Annotated in this window: 22 protein-coding genes; 3 read left to right on the top strand and 19 right to left on the bottom strand. The window is 52.4% G+C overall.

The annotated features are described in order from the left end of the window. Positions 1-11: 11 nt before the first annotated feature. Complete coding sequence (gene hrpB / locus JNE38_RS08090) at positions 12-2,525, bottom strand: ATP-dependent helicase HrpB (protein WP_203356082.1); 2,514 nt, start codon at positions 2,523-2,525, stop codon at positions 12-14. Positions 2,526-2,687: 162 nt separating this feature from the next. Between hrpB and JNE38_RS08085 the strand changes: the two genes are divergently transcribed. Next, entirely contained in the window at positions 2,688-3,509 is an 822-nt protein-coding gene (locus tag JNE38_RS08085) for an MBL fold metallo-hydrolase (protein WP_203356081.1), read from the top strand. Positions 3,510-3,630: 121 nt separating this feature from the next. Here the strand turns inward: JNE38_RS08085 and JNE38_RS08080 are convergent, their stop codons facing one another. Both JNE38_RS08080 and JNE38_RS08075 read right to left on the bottom strand, forming a co-directional pair. After that, complete coding sequence (locus JNE38_RS08080) at positions 3,631-3,846, bottom strand: hypothetical protein (protein WP_203356080.1); 216 nt, start codon at positions 3,844-3,846, stop codon at positions 3,631-3,633. 392 nt (positions 3,847-4,238) lie between these two features. Next, positions 4,239-4,526 carry a hypothetical protein gene (locus JNE38_RS08075; RefSeq protein ID WP_203356079.1) on the bottom strand — a complete coding sequence of 96 codons (288 nt, stop codon included), beginning with the start codon at positions 4,524-4,526 and terminating at the stop codon, positions 4,239-4,241. A gap of 607 nt (positions 4,527-5,133) precedes the next feature. Between JNE38_RS08075 and JNE38_RS08070 the strand changes: the two genes are divergently transcribed. Together JNE38_RS08070 and JNE38_RS08065 are read left to right on the top strand one after the other, a co-directional pair. Beyond that, the gene (locus tag JNE38_RS08070) at positions 5,134-5,349 is read left to right on the top strand and encodes a dihydrofolate reductase family protein (protein ID WP_203356078.1); all 216 of its coding nucleotides are present in this window, start codon (positions 5,134-5,136) and stop codon (positions 5,347-5,349) included. Beyond that, positions 5,298-5,696, top strand: a complete 399-nt coding sequence (locus JNE38_RS08065) for a dihydrofolate reductase family protein (protein ID WP_203356077.1) — start codon at positions 5,298-5,300, stop codon at positions 5,694-5,696. Before JNE38_RS08070 ends, JNE38_RS08065 begins: the two co-directional genes overlap by 52 nt. Before the next feature lie 67 nt (positions 5,697-5,763). On the opposite strand, the gene JNE38_RS08060 is transcribed toward JNE38_RS08065, so the two are convergent. From JNE38_RS08060 to JNE38_RS07985, 16 genes are all read right to left on the bottom strand, one after another. Continuing rightward, positions 5,764-6,210: a DinB family protein gene (locus tag JNE38_RS08060; protein ID WP_203356076.1), complete on the bottom strand. Its 447-nt coding sequence runs from the start codon at positions 6,208-6,210 to the stop codon at positions 5,764-5,766. An 87-nt stretch (positions 6,211-6,297) separates the two neighbouring features. Continuing rightward, positions 6,298-7,167 carry a PhnE/PtxC family ABC transporter permease gene (locus JNE38_RS08055; protein WP_428993695.1) on the bottom strand — a complete coding sequence of 290 codons (870 nt, stop codon included), beginning with the start codon at positions 7,165-7,167 and terminating at the stop codon, positions 6,298-6,300. After that, positions 7,167-7,952 (bottom strand): PhnE/PtxC family ABC transporter permease, encoded by a 786-nt coding sequence (locus JNE38_RS08050; protein ID WP_203356075.1) that lies wholly within the window; start codon positions 7,950-7,952, stop codon positions 7,167-7,169. Before JNE38_RS08050 ends, JNE38_RS08055 begins: the two co-directional genes overlap by 1 nt. Then, positions 7,942-8,730 (bottom strand): phosphonate ABC transporter ATP-binding protein, encoded by a 789-nt coding sequence (gene phnC, locus JNE38_RS08045; RefSeq protein WP_203356074.1) that lies wholly within the window; start codon positions 8,728-8,730, stop codon positions 7,942-7,944. The genes JNE38_RS08050 and phnC overlap by 11 nt, the downstream gene beginning before the upstream one ends. Before the next feature lie 29 nt (positions 8,731-8,759). Continuing rightward, on the bottom strand, positions 8,760-9,803 hold the full coding sequence (gene phnD, locus JNE38_RS08040) for a phosphate/phosphite/phosphonate ABC transporter substrate-binding protein (RefSeq protein WP_203356073.1): 1,044 nt from the start codon (positions 9,801-9,803) through the stop codon (positions 8,760-8,762). Positions 9,804-9,848: 45 nt separating this feature from the next. Next, positions 9,849-10,574, bottom strand: coding sequence for a phosphonate C-P lyase system protein PhnL (phnL, locus tag JNE38_RS08035; RefSeq protein WP_203356072.1), 726 nt, complete (start codon positions 10,572-10,574; stop codon positions 9,849-9,851). Between the two features lie 38 nt (positions 10,575-10,612). Beyond that, positions 10,613-11,791, bottom strand: coding sequence for a phosphonate metabolism protein PhnM (gene phnM, locus JNE38_RS08030; protein ID WP_203356071.1), 1,179 nt, complete (start codon positions 11,789-11,791; stop codon positions 10,613-10,615). A 35-nt stretch (positions 11,792-11,826) separates the two neighbouring features. After that, the gene (locus tag JNE38_RS08025; RefSeq protein WP_203356070.1) at positions 11,827-12,672 is read right to left on the bottom strand and encodes an ATP-binding cassette domain-containing protein; all 846 of its coding nucleotides are present in this window, start codon (positions 12,670-12,672) and stop codon (positions 11,827-11,829) included. Beyond that, entirely contained in the window at positions 12,665-13,528 is an 864-nt protein-coding gene (locus JNE38_RS08020) for an alpha-D-ribose 1-methylphosphonate 5-phosphate C-P-lyase PhnJ (RefSeq protein WP_203356069.1), read from the bottom strand. Before JNE38_RS08020 ends, JNE38_RS08025 begins: the two co-directional genes overlap by 8 nt. Then, entirely contained in the window at positions 13,525-14,652 is a 1,128-nt protein-coding gene (locus tag JNE38_RS08015) for a carbon-phosphorus lyase complex subunit PhnI (RefSeq protein WP_203356068.1), read from the bottom strand. The genes JNE38_RS08020 and JNE38_RS08015 overlap by 4 nt, the downstream gene beginning before the upstream one ends. Further along, positions 14,653-15,252 (bottom strand): phosphonate C-P lyase system protein PhnH, encoded by a 600-nt coding sequence (phnH, locus tag JNE38_RS08010; RefSeq protein ID WP_203356067.1) that lies wholly within the window; start codon positions 15,250-15,252, stop codon positions 14,653-14,655. Between the two features lie 12 nt (positions 15,253-15,264). Continuing rightward, the gene (gene phnG / locus JNE38_RS08005; RefSeq protein ID WP_203356066.1) at positions 15,265-15,690 is read right to left on the bottom strand and encodes a phosphonate C-P lyase system protein PhnG; all 426 of its coding nucleotides are present in this window, start codon (positions 15,688-15,690) and stop codon (positions 15,265-15,267) included. Between the two features lie 135 nt (positions 15,691-15,825). Beyond that, positions 15,826-16,527: a GntR family transcriptional regulator gene (locus JNE38_RS08000; protein WP_203356065.1), complete on the bottom strand. Its 702-nt coding sequence runs from the start codon at positions 16,525-16,527 to the stop codon at positions 15,826-15,828. A 103-nt stretch (positions 16,528-16,630) separates the two neighbouring features. Then, the gene (locus JNE38_RS07995) at positions 16,631-17,275 is read right to left on the bottom strand and encodes a DapH/DapD/GlmU-related protein (protein WP_203356064.1); all 645 of its coding nucleotides are present in this window, start codon (positions 17,273-17,275) and stop codon (positions 16,631-16,633) included. A gap of 15 nt (positions 17,276-17,290) precedes the next feature. Next, complete coding sequence (locus tag JNE38_RS07990) at positions 17,291-18,166, bottom strand: PHP domain-containing protein (protein WP_203356063.1); 876 nt, start codon at positions 18,164-18,166, stop codon at positions 17,291-17,293. A gap of 270 nt (positions 18,167-18,436) precedes the next feature. Further along, positions 18,437-19,144 (bottom strand): YetF domain-containing protein, encoded by a 708-nt coding sequence (locus tag JNE38_RS07985; RefSeq protein WP_203356062.1) that lies wholly within the window; start codon positions 19,142-19,144, stop codon positions 18,437-18,439. Positions 19,145-19,256: the final 112 nt, after the last annotated feature.

Raw genomic sequence — 19,256 nt, 5'->3', positions numbered from 1 at the left:
CGCAGGGTCAACTAGGTACGGGGACGTGTCCGATTGGTAGGGATGGCTTGCAGCGGATCATCCGGCCAATAATGCTTGGGATATCTCCCCTTCAGATCTTTCTTCACTTCGAAATACGCGTTTTGCCAAAAGCTCGCCAAATCCCTCGTCACTTGTACCGGGCGCTGTGCCGGAGACAGCAAATGCAGAGTCAACGGCACACGCCCCATGCCGATGCGAGGCGTCTCTTTCCATCCGAACAGCTCTTGCAAGCGTACGGCCAGTATCGGAGACTCCGGATCGCTGTAGTCGATCGGCACACGAGAGCCGCTGGGAACCACGATATGCGTCGGAGCGTATTCATCCAGCTCACGCCGCTGATTCCAGCTCAGCGTCTCCGCCAAGATCGTGGGGAGCGACAGCCGGGCTAAATCATCCCGGCTCTTGCATCCGTGCACATGAGGCCCGAGCCATTCTTCCATCGTGCGGGTCAATGCTTCGTCAGATACATCCGGCCAAGCTTTATCCAGACCATGCATAAAGAGCAGCCGATCCTGCAGCTGGCGAGCGGAGCGGCTCCACGGCAACAAACCGAGGCCTTCGCTCGCGATCCCACTCATCAAAGCGGCAGTCACCGCCTCAGGGTCAGCCTGGGCGACAGTGGCTTCGCTCAGGATCAGCGCTCCCAGTCTTGATCGCTTGCGAGCCCGCACCGATTGGGATGATTTCTCCCACCATACCGCCGTCTCTTCCTCTATGCTCTCCATACAGACGTCTTCCAGCTGATCTTCTGTGAGGCTGGCCGCCAGCAGAATGCGGCTGTCTGTCCCCTGATCATCCAGCTGCGCCGCAACGATGTACGGGGCGTACGAAAGGGATTGCTCGGATGCGAATGCAGCTCCCCGCCCATTTCGCAGCAAGTACTTTCCGCTTCCCCTGCGCTGTCCGATTCGATCTGGATAGGCTTCGGCCAAAAGGGCACCGATCTCCATCAGCGAGTCGCTGGATTGTGTCCTTTCCTTGTGCATGTTTCCCCAGCTCTGCTTCAGATGGCCAGCCTCCTGCCATATCCGTCTGCATGCACCTTCGTCCACTTCCACCTCTCCACGCTTCGCCATACCTCCGCCTGCAACAGAACGGAGGGCTTCGACACGCAGCCGCAGATCAGCTTCCAGATGGGACCTCCCTCGCAAAATATCGCGTTCTCCCAGTAGTGCAGCCAGTTCACATGCCAAATCAGTGAGACCTCGTTCTGTCGCCCTTCGAATCATATGGGCGATCCTCGGATGCATTCCCATTTCAGCAAGATCTCTTCCATGGGAGGTGATGCGTCTGCTAGAATCCAAGGCACCCAGCTGGATAAGCAGCTCATGGGCGTGCTCCAGTGAAGCCTTCGGTGGCGGGTCCAGCCACGCCAGATCAGCTGGATCGTCTGCGCCCCATGCCGCCAGCTCCAGTGCCAGCGGCGTCAGATCCGCCTCTCTGATCTCTGGCGTCGTGTGAGCAGGAAGTGCTCGATCTTCCTGCTGCGTCCACATTCGGTAGCAGACACCCGGTGCGAGCCTTCCCGCCCTGCCGCGGCGCTGATCTGCCGAAGCTCGCGAAACCTGAATGGTTTCCAGACGCGTCATCCCCGTTCGTGGGGAAAACCGCGGTACCCGCATCAAACCGCTGTCGATGACGATCCGGACCCCCTCTACCGTCAGGCTGGTCTCGGCGATCGAGGTCGCGAGGACGATTTTGCGTTTCCCCGGCACTCCCTGTGCAATCGCGGCATCCTGCGCTTCCTGAGGCAGTGCGCCATAGAGTGGCGCAACGAAGGCGTTGGCAGGCAAGCCGCTCTCCCGCAGCAAAGCCTCCACGCGGCGAATTTCTCCTGCACCGGGCAGGAAGACCAGCATATCCCCTGTCTCTTCTATCAATGCCTGCCGAATCATCTGCACGATATTCGTCTCCAGTCGTCCCTCCAAGGATCGCGGCAGATAGCGTGTCTCAACGGGGAACACTCTCCCTTCGCTCACGATCACGGGCGCATCATTCAGCAGCTGCGATACGGCAGCCGCATCCATCGTCGCGGACATGACTACGAGGCGCAGATCCTCGCGGAAAAACGACTGCGTCTGCAGGCTGAGAGCCAGCCCGAGATCGGCATGCAGGCTTCTTTCGTGAAACTCATCAAACAGAATCAGCCCGACATCCGAGAGTCCAGGGTCAGCCTGCAGCATTCGCGTCAGCACGCCTTCCGTGATGACTTCGATCCGGGTGCTCGGCCCTACCTTCGCCTCCATTTTGACCCGATATCCTACCGTCTCTCCGACCTGTTCTCCCAGGGCGGATGCCATATATCTCGCTGAGGACCTCGCAGCCAAACGCCGCGGCTCGAGCATCAAAATCCGTTTTCCCGCGAGCCAAGGCTCATCCCGCAATGCCAGCGGAACACGCGTCGTCTTTCCCGCCCCCGGAGCGGCTACGAGGACAGCCCGCGTGTGCGACCTCAATGTCTCGATCAATTGTGGCATGATTTCATCTATAGGAAGTGGAACCATTCTTTCACCTCTTGCCTTGCATCGTCATTCTCTCATCTTACACAGGTTCATGGTCGGCAAAAAGTCTGTTTAAAATGACAGAATAATCAATTAATCGTATAATAAACTTGTAAGCGAACTTTTTGATTGGTAGAGAGGATTTTATAGCAGGAGGAGTTGCCCATGATTCACACCTATACTCATGAAGATGTCGTATGCGTGGAAGGGATCGTGAAAAGGCGAGGTCGCGATTCATCCATCTACGTGTTTTTGACGGACGGCATGCTCATCGACACAGGGCCAAAAATGATCGAGGAGTCGCTCGTCCCGTTTTATCAGTCCTCTTCGTTCGAGTCCGTCGTCCTTACGCACAGCCACGAGGATCATTCGGGCACGGCTGCCTGGATTGACCAAAACCTTCACGTGCCGATCTACATTCACGATAAGAGCGTTGCCTTTTGTGCCCAGAAACCTGACTATCCCCAATACCGCAGGCTGACCTGGGGAATCCGTGAACCGTTTCTCGCCCATCCCTTGAAAAAATCGTTTCATTCCCGGACGCTTGACTGGAAAGTACTCGAAACACCGGGACACGCTCACGATCACATCGCCCTGATTCATGAAAAAACGGGCCGTCTATTTGCGGGAGATCTCTTTTTGGGAGTCAAAACGAAAGTCATCCTGCGCGAGGAGTCCATCCCGACCTTGCTCTCCTCTCTCCGCTTGGTACTTTCCCATGATTTCCAAGCCCTGTATTGCGCCCATGCAGGCTATATCGCGAGCGGCAAAGCCATGCTGCAAAAGAAGCTGGATCACCTGGAAAACCTCTCAGGAGAAATCCTGCTCCTCCACGGCAAAGGAATGGATGCAGACGAAATCAACCGCACTCTCTTCCCTGTCCACTTCCCCATCATTGAAGCATCCGAGGGAGAATTCGATTCTCTCCATATCGTCACTTCGGTGCTCGCTGGACATGAGCAGCTTGAGAGCTGTACAGAGAGATAACAAAGTTTTAGACTGGAGCCGCGTTAAACGTACGGACAGGATCATTGAGAAATGCACCTATTTCAAGCTCAATCATGTTAAGAGGCTGCAATCAAAAAAAGCCCGATTCATATCGGACTCATTAAAGAAATCTACTGTATTTCGCTTGTTTTTTTAGCTGTTCAAGATCTTGTTTAGAAAGTGGTTCCTTACCGGTTGCATGATTAAAAAGCTGTTTCATGGAGAAATTTTTCATTTCCTCGTTGCCTTTATCGGACGTTAGGTCAGGATCAAATACAGAGGTTTGAGTTAATCCTTTAAATAAGTTTTTAATTGTTGATTTACGTTCAGAATTCACCAATCAACACCTCCTGCTATTTAATACGGAAGAAACAACGTGGGGTTTCAAAGGGTGGATATATTTTCTTTACACAATACTCAAAGAAAAAAATCAAAAGTGTATACGCTTTTTCGCATATGTGGTTATTTAACCAGTAAATAAATGCATTGGATCTATACTTAACAGCAAACCTTTCACCGTTGTGATACACCCAGAAGCTGTGATCTACATCTTTGTCATAAAGCCAATCAAAGAACTCTGTTTGAAGCCTAATGGTGTTCCGACCTACCCTAGCTGAACAAGAAAAGAATTCAGTATAGTAGGGACCAAAATTGACTTGAACTATCACTCGATTCACCTCAACTAATAAAGTAATTTACCACAATGTGTACTAAGTAAAGCAGAAGAAATTAATCAAAAAAGAGGAAAAACATTAGAGCAAAAGTGACACTTGGGACAGATGCTAGGAGGAAATAAACGGTCCATCTCCATCTACTTTTATGATCTTCCGCGTTATCTTCTTGGTAGTAAGGAGATGGCACTCTAAAGGTGTTATAGACCATTAATCCGCCTAAAGTAATTAATCCAAGAGCAAGATATTCAGAGTAATTGCCTACTTGATCAAAATTACCTATCGACAACGCAACGATTATGACAAGGGTCTGCATAACTGCACCTAATCCAAGTGCTTTTATCATGATTACCACCTATTTTTGGAATATTTTCTATAAGTACGAATTTAATCAGCATTTGTTTCAAGTGATAATCGTTATTCAGCGAAAACAGCGAGCAAATTGATTGTACTCTGCTGGAGTGAACGGAGCAGTCATTCTTATGGGTTGCAGCGGCAGTAGGGCTGGGGGCTCTTGTCTATCATTGGGTTGCTTAACTTATGTCCATTAGCGGCTTCGAAAACAACCCCGTAGAAAAGTAATGGCCAATATTGAGAATAAAATCACAACCGTGTAAAACACAATTTTTGCTTCGATGTGAAAGCTCATGAGAATGCCAATGATTGATGTTCCAAAGCTATCAAGGTTTAACCGAGTGAGTCTGTATTTGTAGATTCTATTCACGAGGTGGGCCAAGGCCAAAGTGACAAATAAATAAGGGAATATAACCACAATTTTGTCCCTCCGAAAATGGAAATACATGTAAAATCATACCACGGAGGGTCGTTATTTAACACAACAATCGACTTGTTCCAATTTTGCTCAATAAACGACTCGTACATCACCATCTGAATTGGCAGAACAAGCAGGCCTTGGTCTCGTTGGAAGCTGAACATTGGAGGGCGCTATTGAAATGGCTAAACTGATCTACGCTGCTAACATATCTTTGGACGGGTACATGGAGGACGAGCGCGGCAATATCGAGTGGACGATCTCCGATGACGAGGAGTTTGCGTTCTGGACTGACTTCCAGCGGACGATTGGCACATACCTATACGGGCGTCGAATGACGAATCAATGGTGTACTGGGAGACGGCGAGAGCCAAGCCAGGCGATCAACCGGAGGTAATGCGGGAATTTGCGCAGATCTGGCGAGATGCTGAGAAGATCGTGTATTCCCGGACGCTTCAGGCGGTTTCAAGCGCCAGGACGAGGATCGAGCGCGAATTCGATCCTGATGCGATCCGGAGGCTGAAGGAGTCTTTAGGAACCGACATTACGATTGGCGGCCCCGAGCTTGCTGGGCAGGCGTTGAGTGCGGGACTGATCGACGAGTGTCATCTGCTTCTGAATCCGATCGTCTTGGGCGGAGGTAAGCGAGCATTGCCGGACAACCTCCGCATGCGTCTCGAGCTGCTCGGTGAGCGCCGCTTCCGAAGCGGTGTTGTTCATCTTCACTACCGCGTGATTGTCTGAGCGCGACCTGCTGACCAAAGAAAAAAACGCGGATCCACGTGCCCGCGTTTTTTTGCTTCCTGCATGCTTAGTTATCCGTAAAAATTTGTCGCAAATGATGCTCCAGATGATCGACGTAATCGGTCATGAGCCATTCAAGGGTCACTGACGCTCCGTCCGGCGTCTCACAGGCATGCTGGCGACAAGAGGGCGGCATCGTCCGCATCACCCGCAGGACCGATTGGTTCAGCCCCGTCCATAGCTGAACGATTTCTTCTGCAGGGCGCTCTTGATATCCCTGGAGCCTCACCCACTCGTTTTGCTGATAGGGAACGATGCGATAGGGCACTTCCTGCTGGGCGCGAACAAACCGCCCCAGATTGTTCGTCGCTGAATCGCATAAATGACCCAGAATTTCGAGTGGAGACCATTTTTGTGGAGCCGGTTTTTTCGTCACCCGCTCATCGGGTATGGCACGAAACGCCTGTGGAACTTCATGCAAATGCTTTTGCAGCCGCGCGATGGTGTTTTCCATCGGATCACCTCCTGATACTGCCCATTACACTATCAGGAATTTCCAGAACCGTCCAATCAATCAATTCGATGGAAGGAATCACGACTTTCAATGGGTCTTCATGTTCCGCTTGATCCGCAAGGCAAACATCTCCAGCAGGATGGCAATGGCCAGGATGAAGTAGGTGATCGCGCCCACTTCTCTCATTTCATAGTAAAATCCGCTTGCCATAAACATGTCATACCCGATCCCGCCTGCTCCTGCCGCTGCCCCCATCGCCACTGCGACAGAGAAGTTGATCTCAAAGCGCAGGAACGTCCAGGAAATCAAATACGTAGCGCACGAAGGCAGGACCGCCTGAAAGACGATTTGCCACCAGTTGGCTCCGCTCGCCCGGAGCGCCTCGATGACGCCTTTGTCCAGCTCTTCGAATGCCTCGGAATACGCTTTGATCAAATACCCTACAGAGTGAAACGTCATGCCGATGACGGCCGCCACGCTCCCCAAACCGGCAGCGACGGAAAAGATCAGGACCCACAATACCGTAGGGACCGCCCGAATAAAGGCCACGACACCTCGAATCAACGCAGAAGCGAATGGGGTGGAGAGGTTGCGTGCTGCCAGCAGCCCTAAAAACAACGCGATCACCGCGCCGAACAACGTGGTCAGAAATCCCAGGCCCATGGTTACAAACACCTGATAGATCGCTTCGCCGAACCCTACGTGCTGCAAATGAGGCTCGAGCAGCATGGTTTTCAGGGAATCCAACGATTTGAGAAACGCTTCCCCGATCACGACATCCTTGTAATCGAACGTCAGAAAGCCGTAAATCGTCGCGACGGCCAAAATGAGCATGGTGAGCTGTATGATGATGGTTTCCCGATTGACGGTTTTCACCTTGATTGCTTTGATTGGTGCAGCTCCTTTGTGACCCCTCGACTCCATGGACAGTGGCTTCAAAGACTCTTCCATTTCCACTACAAGATCTCCCTCCTAATGTAGTTGGACACATTCTCGATGATCAGGATGGCGATGACCACCACGAGTACAACGAGACTGGCCGTATGGTAGTTCAGATTTTTGTAGTACAGGCTAAAAGCAAAGCCTATTCCCGTCCCGGTCAAAATGCCGATGAGCGTCGCACTGCGAATATTCGTCTCGATCATAAACAAAACCCAGCTGATCATTTGCGGAATGCAAGACGGAATCACGGACTGGAAAATGATGGAGAAGTAGCTCGCGCCTGTGGCTTGCAAGGCTTCAACCGAGCTGCTGCTGACTTCATCGATCGTTTCCGTAAAGGCCCTGGTCAAAAAACCGAAGGAGCCGAAGAACAGGGCAAAGTAGCCAGTCAGCGCGCTTTGCCCAAATGAGAACAGCAAAATCATCGCCCATGCGGACACATCAATATTGCGAAACAGCGTGGCGATCATTCGGGTCACTTTTCGCATGAAGCCGTTGATGCCCGTCGTCTCCGAGCCGAAGATGGCAAACAACAGAGCGAAGAGCGAAGCCACGGATGCCGACGCAATCGAGATCAGTACCGTCTCCTGCAGCTTGCCTAAGATATCGGGGAGCTTCGCCCATGATTGTTCATTCGGATAAAAGTTGGAAAACGACCACGTAATCGCTTTGGGTATCGACGTGAAGCCTTTTTTCACATCGTACTCCGTGATGAAGATGGAGACGAGGGTGACCAGAAGGAGCAGGGCAAAGAAGACGAGTGAATTCCTCCGCCGTTTGGCAAAAAAATCAGCCTGCATGTTTTCCTCCCACATCCATGATCAGATCTCCCATCTCAGAGCCGTAGATCTCATGAATCTGATCCGTCGTGATGTCATCCGGGGAGCCGTCGTACACGACTCTCCCTTTGTTCACTCCGATAATCCGATCGGAGTATTTCAGTGCGACTTCGACCTGATGCAAATTGATCAGCACCGTGATTCCCATATTTGTCGAGATGTTTTTCAAATGATCCATGATGACCTTCGAAGCATTCGGGTCCAAGGAAGCGATCGGCTCATCACACAAGAGCAGCTTCGGCGACTGAATCAGGGCCCGGGCAATTCCGACGCGCTGCTTTTGGCCGCCGCTGAGCTGATCTGCCCGCTTGTAGATCTGCTCCTCCAGCCCGAGGATCTGCAGCAGCCGCACGGCCTGCTGCTTTTCCTCCTCCTGGTAGAGTCCGAGCATGCCAGCCAGAGTCGATTTGTAACCGAGGCGTCCGTGCAGGACATTTTCAATCACCGACAAGCGATTGACCAGATTGTAATGCTGAAAGATCATGCCCATCTTTCTGCGGATCATTTTCAGCTCTCGCTTGCTGCTCGTACGCACATCGTGCCCGTCGAAAATGATCTCCCCGCTGCTCGCCTCGATCATCCGGTTGACGCAGCGCAGGAGGGTCGATTTCCCTGCCCCCGACGGACCGATGATCGAGATGAACTCACCCTCCTTTACGGAGAAGCCAACATCGGATAACGCCTTCGTGTTTACGCCGTATTGTTTGGATACTTTTTTCATCTCCAGTAACGTCGTCATCGCCGACTCTCCTCGCTCCGTCTGTCCCATTATTTCCCCAGCTCGCGAACGGGATTGAACCACGCGTCTTCCACCTGGACAAATTTTTCATTGCCCGAAGACTTCTCGTAAATGGCTGTCTCCTTGCTGTCCTTTGGAGCGAAGATCTTCGGATTGTTTGCCGTATCCGCTGCGGTGAAGGCAGCCAAGATCTTGTTTTTGTCTTCTTCGCTCACGGTACCTGTGTTGATCACAAAAGGAGCGTTCAATACAGGTGTAACGGCGATGGATACAAATTCCTGGCCTACCAGCGTGTTAAATGGCTCGGCAGCGCCTTGTTTGACTCTGTAGACCGCACCTGGCTTGTTTTTCTCTCCATCTGCCAATTCAACGTAATTATTGACGCATGTATCGCAAAAAGCCGCTACATCCGCTTTGCCCGTAAGCAGGTTGACCGCGGAGCCTTGGTGGGAGCCGCCGTACAGCACTTCGCTGAAGAATTTGCCGGAGCCGCCTTCGAGCAAATCATCCGCCTTCAGTGCTTTGAAAGCATCCTGCTTGCCGAAATGGGAGACGATCCCGGCAGAAGGGACTTTAAAGCCGGAAGTAGAGCTGTTGGAAACGAATGAGAACTTCTTGCCTGCGATATTGTCGATGGAAAAACCGTCGCCGCTCTTGTATTGATCTTCATTTCCTTTTTTCACGTTAAGCCAGCTGTAATAAACCGCGTCCTCCAGTGTGCCGGACTTGCCGCTCGGTACGACGAGAGGGAGTACTTTTTGGTTTTTGTCGTGAGCTTGGATGTAGCCTTCCGCGCCAAGGAAAGCCAGGTCCGCATTGTCATTGGCGATCGACTCGACCGCGATGATGTAGTCCGTCGTCGTCTTGTGTTCGACTTTTTTCCCTGTCGCCTTTTCAATCATGGCACCAATCTCGTCACGGGAGGTCTTCATGTCTTCACCCGATTCGTTCGGCAACCAAGCGATTGTGAGTGTGTCTTTCCCTTTGCCAGAGCCTGCTTCCGTTGTCGAGCAGCCTGCTGCTACCGCTGCGGCAAGAATGCCTGTGAGTATCAAAGACCATGTTTTTTTCATCGTAATGACTCCTCCCGATTGATCATTCGAATTTGGATTCGGAAATCAAACACCAGCGTCGAGCATTTCTACTGCATGTACGAGTCTTCCATTTTGCATGTTGTACTCTCTGTGGCACAGGTTGTTCATAAACTCGAGATCGTGGAAAATCCCCAGCATCGTCGTACCTTCGCTCATCAGCTGCTCCATCAGCTCCCGGACCTTGATCTTGGAGGCATTGTCCAGACTGGCCGTCGGCTCGTCGAGGAGCAGGAGTCTCGGGCGCTTCACCATGGCTCTCGCGATGTTCAGGCGCAGCTTTTCTCCACCGGAAAAAGTCGCCGGATAGCTGTCCCACAGACTCGGGTCGAGCTCAAAATGTGCGAGAATGTTCTCTGCTTCCCGCTCGGCCACCTCCTGGCTGCGGCCCATTTCCAGAATCGCATGCTGTACGAGCTCGCGCGCAGTCGTGCGAGGCATCACATGCAAAAACTGGGAGACGTAGCCGATCTCGTTCTTGCGCAGATCAATCATCTCTCGTTCGGAAGCGTGAGCGAGATCAATGGGACCGTATTTGCGGGAGTTGTACCAGATGCTTCCTCCCTGCGGCAGATAGGTGCGGTAGATGCATTTCAAAACGGTCGATTTCCCGCTCCCGCTTTTACCAGTGATGCCGACAAATTCCCCTTCCTTGACGTGAATGTCGATCTGTTCGATCGCCTTGATGTGCTTGTCTATGTTGTGCAACGTAAACGACTTGGTCATATTCTCGATGGCCAGTATGTGTTCCACCCTATCACCCTGCTTTCGCCTGACTTGTTCGGAGTCTTTCAAATGCGGTAATTGGTCTTCTGGACGAGCTCGCCATCCACAAACACGGCTGTAATCACAGGGAAGTCCGGATCGATTTTTTCGATGATCAAGAGGTCAGCCTTTTTCCCTTCCCGGATCGAGCCGATCTCCTTGTCCAGTCCGACTGCCTTGGCTGGGTTGATCGTGACCAGTTTGAACATCTCGGACAGATCGAGTCCGCAGCTTTTGTTCAGTTCAAAAATGGCGTGCAGCATGGCTGCCGGATAGTAATCGCTGCACAGGATGTCGATGCAATCCTGCTGGATCGCATCTGCCGCCGACAGGTTGCCGTTGTGAGAGCCGCCAAGCATGACGTTCGGTGCACCTGCAATGGTGTACATGCCTTGCTCCTTCGCTTTTTTCGCAATTTCCAGCGTAATCGGGAATTCGCTGATCGTCGCGCCGAACGTCTGGACCAGCTCGACCTTTTCGATGCTGTCATCGTCGTGGGAGGCAATGGAGATCGCCACTTCCTGCGCCATCTCGGCGACCTCCCGTATTCCTTCGATCGTCATCTTGCTCTGCGCCTGGCGGTTTGCGATCATGGCATCGATTTCCTCGTCTGTCATGTTGCCGTAGCCTTTGATCGTTTTGCGATACATTTCCAGATCGCGGTATTGCCCCTGCCCCGGCGTATGGTCCATGAACGACACGAGATGGACTTTTCGCTCCGCAATAAAGCCTTTCAGATTATCGATTTGATCCAGATTGTCGATCTCAAAACGGGCGTGCAGTCGATGGCGCACCAGATGCTTGGTATGACGCGTCTGATCGACCAGATCGATGAATTTGCGGACGTTCTCCGGCTGGCGGATCGGCTTGTAGTTGTACTCGGACCCTTTGTACAGGGAGAGCGAGTGGTACATCGTCGTGATGCCGTGCGAGATCAGCTGCTTCTCTGCCTCTCGGAGGCTCAGTTGAAAATCCATCAGCGAGGTTGACCGAGGGGCTGCCATATGCTCGATATAATCGGAATGAAGGTCGATGAAGCCAGGGGAAACGTATCCGCCTTTGGCATCGATGACTTCTGCGCCAATCAGTGAGTCCAGCTCTCCTGTACGCGCGATTCGCTCGATTCGATTTCCGAATAGGAGCAGATCGAATCCGTTCAGGATTCCTTCCTCCATGACGATTTTCCCATTGGTGATTACATACACGCGTCGTTCCTCCGTTTCTGATAGGGCCTGAATATCTATACCAGGGAATGCACGAGTTGCTGGGTATACGGATGCTGCGGGTCTTCGAGAATTTGGTCGGTCAGGCCCTGCTCGACTACTTTGCCATCCAGCATGACCATCGTGCGGTCTGCCAGCATGCGGATGACTCCCAGGTCATGCGAAACGATGATGATGCTGATACTCAGCTCGCGCTGCAGCTGCTTGATCAAATCCAGCACGCTCGCCTGCACGGACAAGTCCAGTCCTGTCGTCACTTCATCCAAGAGCAGGATCGGCGGATTGTTGGACAGCGCCTTGGCGATCTGGACCCGCTGCTGCATCCCGCCCGAAAAGTTTTTCGGCGCTTCCTTCATCCGGTAGGTCGGGATATTGACGTGCTCGAGCAGCTCACATCCGCGTTCCTCCATCGCCCCGACATGCCGGCCGCCGGCTGCAATCAGCTTTTCCGCAATATTGCCGATCGCGGAAAAATTCATGCGCAGACCCAGGAGCGGATTCTGATACACCTTGCCGAGCACGTGGTTGCGAATGTATCGCTTCTGCTGCGCGGATTCCTCGAACATGTTTTTGCCGCCGCCCTGATAGGTACGGATGTAGGCTTCACCGCTCGTGACCTCCTGATCGAAGTAGAGACATCTCATCAGCGTCGACTTCCCGCTTCCGCTTTCTCCGACGATCCCGAGAACCTCTCCGGGGTACAGGTCAAAGGTGATGTCCTGGCAGGAGTAGACGGTGCCGCAAATCGGGCAAAAGTTTTTGTTCAAGCTGTCCGTCGTGAGGGTGCTGCAATGATCGCAGCCGTTGCCAAACTGCTTGTTTACACGGCGGACCGACAACAGCGGCTTCGCGAATTCATCCATGAACGGTCACCTCCACTAGCTTCACTTGACTGTTCAGTCGGGACAGACAGTAGCTGGTGTCATTGCATTGGTGGTACGTCTCTCCCGTGTCCTCCTCCACCAGCTCATCCATGAACACTCCCGTCGCACCGCACGCCGTGCAGATTTGCTTCGAGGAAGACTCCACCTGGAAGGGATAATCGTCAAAGGCCAACGAGACGACCTTGGTGTAGGGCGGTACGGCGAACACTTTTTTCTCGCGGCCTGCACCGAGCAGAATCAATGCCTCGGAATGATTCATCTTCGGATTGTCAAAGCGCGGAATTGGGCTCGGCGTCATGACGTAGCGGTCTTGGACCATCACCGGGTGTGCGGCTCCGGTCGACATGCTGCCGTAACGCATGATTTGCTCAAACAGCATCAGCCATGCCCCGCTGTATTCCTTTTCGCCGTGCAGCTTTTTCGTTTCAAACTCGCTTGGTTCGTATTCGCGCAGCGGTTCGCAGATCGGGACCTGCAGCACCATGATTTGATGGGCATGCAGCGGAATTTCCGGAATCCGGTGGCGTGACTGGATGATCGTCGCTTCGCTCGTCTCTTCGGTCTCTCGGATTCCCGTCGTTTTCTGCACCAGCTTTTTGATGTTGACGGCATTGACGGACTCATCGGATCCTTGGTCGATGACCTTGAGCACATCCCTCTTGCCCACTAGCGAGAGTGTCAGCTGCAAGCCGCCGGTGCCCCATCCTCTGCCGATCGGCATTTCTCTGGAAGCAAACGGAACCTGATAGCCCGGGATGGCGACAGCCTTCAAGGTCGCTCTCCTGATCTCTCTCTTGGAACCTTCATCAAAAAATGCAAAGTTGTAGTCGCTCATCGATTGGCCTCCTCTTGCCCGCCGCTTGCCTGGCGTTTCGTCTTGCGTGCACTGTCCAGCTTCGATTGGAAGGTGACGTAATGCGGCATTTTCAAATGAGAGATAAAGCCTGTCGACTCCACCGAATCGATGTGGAACAAGACGAATTCCTCATCGCTCGTCGGATACTCCGGGTTGCCTTTTTCCAGGCTGTTGTCCAAAATCCCCATGGCGATCGCCTTGGTTTCGTTTTGGCCGTAGCACAGTCCATACCCGATTTGAAATTCAATTTCTTTTTTGCCGCGTTCCCTCTCGACAGTCACCGGAACGATCATCTCCGCTTCTGTCAGCTTGACGGCCCCGATGAAATACGTATCCTCGTCCTCTGTATCCGGATGAATCGGATTGTCAATGTAGATCGGCATCTGTCCGACGCGCAATTCCCCGACGGTCGGGTGAATCACCCCGTAGGCACGGATGACCGCATAAGCGAGTGACGTGACAGCTCCCGTCTGACCTCTCGTCAATACCTGCAAGCGCTGGCTGCGCGCAGATGGGAAGCTCAGGCTCTTTCTCGTGACGTCGTCCGGCTCCTGATCCTGATCCTCGCAATCCGCGAGCAAGCCTTCCTTGCGCAAATAGTCCATCACTTTCGGGTAACGAATCAGGCCCTGCTGCTTTTCCTGCCGCTCCAGATCCTCGTAAAAATCAGCCAGCCAGCCTTGCGCTTCCGCCCGTGTCTCATCCGTCAGGTCAAAGTCGAGCAAGCGATGGGTATAGTCTTGGGTCGCTCCGAGAATCTGGCCGCCTGGGATGTTTTTAAAGCTGGCGGAAATGCGCCGCTCGATCCACATCTGCTCCGTGTCAACCGGGTGCGAATAGTGCTTTCTCGGGAGTGTAGAGCGGTAGGCGCGAAGCAAAAAGACCGCTTCCTCCGGGTTTCCCTCTGCCTGCTTGATGGCGATGGCTGCCAGTGTCTCATCATAGATGCTTCCTTCTGACATGACCTGATCGATCAGCCCTCTCATGCCGCCTTCGATATCGGCGATCGCGAGCACCGTTCCTCTTTTGACCCTTTCGTACTTCAACCGTTTGATCGACTCCTCGATGGCGAGCGTGCCGCCTTTAACCGCTACGTAGCCCATTTATTCGATCACCTGCTCTACTTTTGTCGTGCGGGGCAATCCCAACAGCCGATGTTCCCGATCCACGAAAAGAATATCGATCCCCAAAGGGAATTCCTCGTTTTTCTCTGCTCTCACCCGCAGCCACTCGCCGCTGCGCTCGACGCGGGCGACAGTTTCCGTCTCAATGCCAGGTCCTCTCAGCACCAAGCCCTTTTCCTGACTGACAAGATCAGCCTCCACAACGATAGTCGCCGATTCGTGCGGGTTGATCAGCTCACCTGTCTTCGCCATTTCCAGCGCCGCTTCGAGCTGTTCTGCTTTCGCACTGCTCAGTACGAATGCATAGTCGGCTTGGTCGATCTCCACCGACTTGGCGTACGTCAGCTGGTTGAACAATCGGGTGACCAGCTCCTGCTGCTCCCCGTCTGCCACGACAGCAAACGTCACTTCCGTATCGAGCAGCATCAGCGCCAGAATCAGCGTCGCCTCGAAGCAGCCGCTCTCGATGTCTACACGGCTTGCCTGTTCCGTCAGATTGGAGACAACTCCTGGTCGTGACAGGGAATCAAGCACGCTGCGATAAGCCGTCTGTATATCATGAACAATGTCCAGGCTCATTGGTTTCCCTCCCTACTCTTCATCCATGGTTTCAAAGCTGACCTTCGTCTTCAGTACGCCGCTCTGATCGGCCAATCGACGTTTGTGACACTCCGCTTCTTCGTGGATCAGTCTCTCCGTCCAGTCCGCGGTCTCTTTTAGTCCCGCTTCATAAGCAGCGTCGATGACTGCCAGCTGATAGGCCCGCTCCCTGTCATGCGAGTGGAGGATTCCCAATCCAATCGAGCCGTTGATTTGCACTTTGCACTCGGTCACCAAAACTTCGCCGAGATAGAACAAGCTTTTTTGCGCTGTTTCCCTGACTTTGACCATCACCAGCCCTTGATTAGGCACTTCTATTGTTTTCACGTCATACCGTTCGATGATTTCTTCCGCCAATTGGGCTGCCAGCTCCCTGGAGCCGTTGATCAGGATTTCCGTTCTCCTTTTCCTCTTCATCCGCTTGCCTCCCTAAGCTCGTGTTCTCCTTGCTCTTTCAATCTATCTTGTTGCCAAGTTCGCGGAGGTAAAGACTGCGTTAAGGATGTTTGCCTTTTGTTAAGCAAGCGGCACGAATGTATCTTTTTCGTGAGGCTACAGGACGTACGTGAAGCAATCGCTTCGATAGAGCGTCCGGGTGCATTCGAGAAGCTCGCCCGATGCCAGATCCCGGCAGCCTGACTCCAATACCAGCAAAGGAATCAATCCCGTGCATTCCAAAAGTTCTCGTTCGTATTTCGTCGGCACCATGACACTTAGAACCGTTTTCTCGTATTTCAGCTCCTTGTAGCCCTTTGCCTGATAGAAGTCGTACATCGAGGTAATGCGCCCTCCTTCTGTCCGAATGTCAGGAAACACCGATTCCGCTACAAAGGACGTATGCAGCGCGATCGGCTGTTGGTCCACCAGTCGCAATCGGCCGATTTTGAACACGCGATCGTCCTCATCTATATCGAGCTTTTGTGTGAACATGGCGCGGTCTTCTACTTCCTCACAATAGATATTGCGAGATTCGTAATTGTACCCGAGCTCGATCATCTTTTTGCTAAAGCTAGAATTGCCGGTGAGTACCAACGGAATCTGCTGAAGCCTGCCCTTCACGTAGCTCCCCATCCCCTGCCGGGAAAACACGTAGCCGAGCTCCTGCAGCCGGTTGTATGCTTTGCGGGCCGTCATCCGGGGCACTTTATACAGATCTGCCAGCTCGTTTTCCGAGGGCAGCTTGTCATTGGCCTTGTATTTCCCCGCATGAATATCCGCGATCAAATGATCGATCATTTCCATTTCCTCTATCAATTCCAAACGCCCCTTTGTCTCTCGTTGTCAAAGGAAAACGGCATACCCAACCGCCCTGCGAGGTATGCCGTTTTCCTTTGTAAACATTACGGGTGATACGTAATTATCCAAAGTGTCCGTATTTTTCTATAAAGCTGTGCACGTCATTCAGTTCATAAAATCGTTCCTCGATGATCTCGCGCGGCCACTCCCACCAAGCGGTCTGCAGCAATTTTTCTCGGATTTCCTCAGGGAAGCGCATTTTGATCGGCTTTGCAGGCACTCCTGTTACGATCGAATACGGCTCCACATCCTTGGTCACGACGGCACCGGAAGCAACGACCGCCCCTGTACCGATGGTGACGCCTTTCATTACGATCGCACCATGACCGATCCAGACATCGTGGCCGATCATCACCCGGTTCGTCCTTCGCCAAGCAAAAATGCTCTCGTCATCTGAATCCGCAAAGCCGTAATCCATGCGGCGGTACGTCATGTGATGCTGTGTCACGCGATCCATGGGGTGCTGAACGGGATTGATGCAGACGTGAGAGGCGATGGAGCAGTATTTCCCGATCTCGGCATAGTTGATCGTGACGTCATCCATCGTGTACGTGTAATCGCCTATGACCGATTCGATGATCTTGTTGGATGGACCGATGGATGTCCATGATCCGGCCCTGCTGTCTACGATCAGCGCTGTTTCGTGAACGAGTGGCTCCCCAGAGGATTTTGCATGCTGCTGCGGTACCTGGTGAATCGTCTTCATGTCGATGGACACCTCTTATCGTTGAGTAAATGGTTGTTCCGCGATGATGCTCTGGCGCGCCTGCAATGCATGGACTGCGGAAAGACCCGGACACTTTTCCCCCAGCACGACTTCTTTTTCCCCGTAAAACCCGTGGAAGTCTGTGCCGCCTGTCATGATGAGGTCGTACTGCACCGCCAGCTGCTTGGCACGATCCTCAGCATCCGTGTCGTGCAAAGGATGCCAGACTTCGATGCCTTCCAGTCCGAACTCGACCAATTCCGGGACCGCTTCAAAGCTGCCGTATTGACCCGGATGAGCGAGTACAGGAATTCCATTGGCCTGACGGATGGCTGCGATGGCATCCTTCGCTGTCACATACTCCAGTGGAATGTACGCGATGCCTGGCTTTTCTCCGTTTTGTCCGCGGGAAAACAGCTTTTTGTACAAATCCCCGTAAATGCTGGTCGTATAGCCCTTTTCGATCAGCGCGTGCATGATATGTTGCTTGTATACACCCGTCCCGCCCTTGGCATACGACATGACCTGCTCCCAGGTAAGCTCGTAGCCTGCTTCGATCAATGTTTGCACCATGACCGCAGAGGCTTGATGCCGCCTTTCGATCAGTGGGGAACAAATGCGGTCAATGGCAGGATGGCCGGGCTGCACATAGTAACCGAGCACATGGACTCTCCGATTTCTCGCAAAATCATAGGCGGAAATTTCAATCCCGGGAATGATTTCGACGCCTTTCGCTTTTCCTTGCTCGACCATCTGCACGAGTCCCAGTGTCGTATCGTGGTTGGTGATAGCCAGGTGGGTGACCCCCTCTTTTACCGCGAGCTCCACGATTTCCTCAAATGAATGGGAACAGTCTGACAGATTCGTATGACAATGGAGATCGACTTTCATCCCATTTCCCTCCCCTGCTCTTTCTTTTTTCCCTTCGCCAAGCGCCCCTCTGGGTAGTCTCCTTTTTAATCTAACTTGGCACCAAGCTGCTCAGGTTAACATGGCTTGAATCCCCTGTTAAAATCGTGTAAAGGACTCGTTTGCCCCAGCAAATTAGAAAACTTGGCTACGCCAAGCTTTTGGCGGAGCCTTAGTTGCACTTATACTGGATAAGAATCTTATAAATTCTTATCTGTACAAAAAAGGACAGGAAGCTCTCACTCCTTGCCCTCACTCTTTGTCAATCGGATTTGGCATTTGATCGTCGTACCGGTCGAAATACACCTGTCCATTGGAACTTTTCACGGCATAATTGACTTGTGCGATCGTCAATCCCTTCTTCTGCACCTGACTCATCAGCCATTCGATCGTCAGGTTGTTCTGTCTCAGGTTGTCCTGAATGATCTTGCCGTCCATGATCAGCTCGATGGGAAACCATTGCCTTCCCGCTTTCAATTTCAAGTCCTTTCGCGTGACTGGCAGGTATTCCGGCTTGCGCAGGATAGAGATCTCCCCGTTAAGCTCCAATACGGCAAATTGGACCTCTTCGATGTTATAGATGTTTCTCTCCCGCAATTCCTGATTGAGCGTATCGAGGGAGAGCTTTAGTTTCCTCATATTTCCTTCGAGTATTTTCCCATTCTGGATAATCATGGTCGGCTGTCCCGAAATCCATTTTCGCAAGGAACGATTTTTCAGAGCCAGGATCATCAGCAAATAGGCGATGACGGTAAACGTCAGCAAAACTGTGATCATATGCCCGATCTTCATTTGGACGTTGAAGGCAAGATTGGCAGTCAATGCCCCCAATGTGATCGCAGCGACAAAATCGTGATAGGTCATCTGCGCGATGGTCTGCTTCCCCAGCAATCTCGCAATCACCATCATGATCAAAAAAGCCAGGAGGGCCCGGCCAACCAATTCCACAATATGCTCCATGTTCCACCACCGCAATGACATTTTACTCCTTGTACCAATTCTATCCACAAACCTGAAAAAGCAACCGGACTTCACCCATCTCCATGCTTTTGGCGGAAATCAAAAAAAGACC

Source organism: Brevibacillus choshinensis (assembly GCF_016811915.1).
Classification (GTDB): Bacteria; Bacillota; Bacilli; order Brevibacillales; family Brevibacillaceae; genus Brevibacillus; species Brevibacillus choshinensis_A.
Note: the sequence above shows the minus strand (reverse complement) of the source record. Positions and strands in the feature narration are given on the sequence as shown.

Bases quoted from the DNA above. Each gene is read 5' to 3' on its own strand.
- hrpB (WP_203356082.1), bottom strand. From the start codon at position 2,525: ATGGTTCCACTTCCTATAGATGAAATCATGCCACAATTGATCGAGACA.
- JNE38_RS08085 (WP_203356081.1), top strand. From the start codon at position 2,688: ATGATTCACACCTATACTCATGAAGATGTCGTATGCGTGGAAGGGATC.
- JNE38_RS08075 (WP_203356079.1), bottom strand. From the start codon at position 4,526: ATGATAAAAGCACTTGGATTAGGTGCAGTTATGCAGACCCTTGTCATA.
- JNE38_RS08070 (WP_203356078.1), top strand. From the start codon at position 5,134: ATGGCTAAACTGATCTACGCTGCTAACATATCTTTGGACGGGTACATG.
- JNE38_RS08065 (WP_203356077.1), top strand. From the start codon at position 5,298: ATGGTGTACTGGGAGACGGCGAGAGCCAAGCCAGGCGATCAACCGGAG.
- JNE38_RS08060 (WP_203356076.1), bottom strand. From the start codon at position 6,210: ATGGAAAACACCATCGCGCGGCTGCAAAAGCATTTGCATGAAGTTCCA.
- JNE38_RS08050 (WP_203356075.1), bottom strand. From the start codon at position 7,952: ATGCAGGCTGATTTTTTTGCCAAACGGCGGAGGAATTCACTCGTCTTC.
- phnC (WP_203356074.1), bottom strand. From the start codon at position 8,730: ATGACGACGTTACTGGAGATGAAAAAAGTATCCAAACAATACGGCGTA.
- phnD (WP_203356073.1), bottom strand. From the start codon at position 9,803: ATGAAAAAAACATGGTCTTTGATACTCACAGGCATTCTTGCCGCAGCG.
- JNE38_RS08025 (WP_203356070.1), bottom strand. From the start codon at position 12,672: ATGGATGAATTCGCGAAGCCGCTGTTGTCGGTCCGCCGTGTAAACAAG.
- JNE38_RS08020 (WP_203356069.1), bottom strand. From the start codon at position 13,528: ATGAGCGACTACAACTTTGCATTTTTTGATGAAGGTTCCAAGAGAGAG.
- JNE38_RS08015 (WP_203356068.1), bottom strand. From the start codon at position 14,652: ATGGGCTACGTAGCGGTTAAAGGCGGCACGCTCGCCATCGAGGAGTCG.
- phnH (WP_203356067.1), bottom strand. From the start codon at position 15,252: ATGAGCCTGGACATTGTTCATGATATACAGACGGCTTATCGCAGCGTG.
- phnG (WP_203356066.1), bottom strand. From the start codon at position 15,690: ATGAAGAGGAAAAGGAGAACGGAAATCCTGATCAACGGCTCCAGGGAG.
- JNE38_RS07995 (WP_203356064.1), bottom strand. From the start codon at position 17,275: ATGAAGACGATTCACCAGGTACCGCAGCAGCATGCAAAATCCTCTGGG.
- JNE38_RS07990 (WP_203356063.1), bottom strand. From the start codon at position 18,166: ATGAAAGTCGATCTCCATTGTCATACGAATCTGTCAGACTGTTCCCAT.
- JNE38_RS07985 (WP_203356062.1), bottom strand. From the start codon at position 19,144: ATGGAGCATATTGTGGAATTGGTTGGCCGGGCCCTCCTGGCTTTTTTG.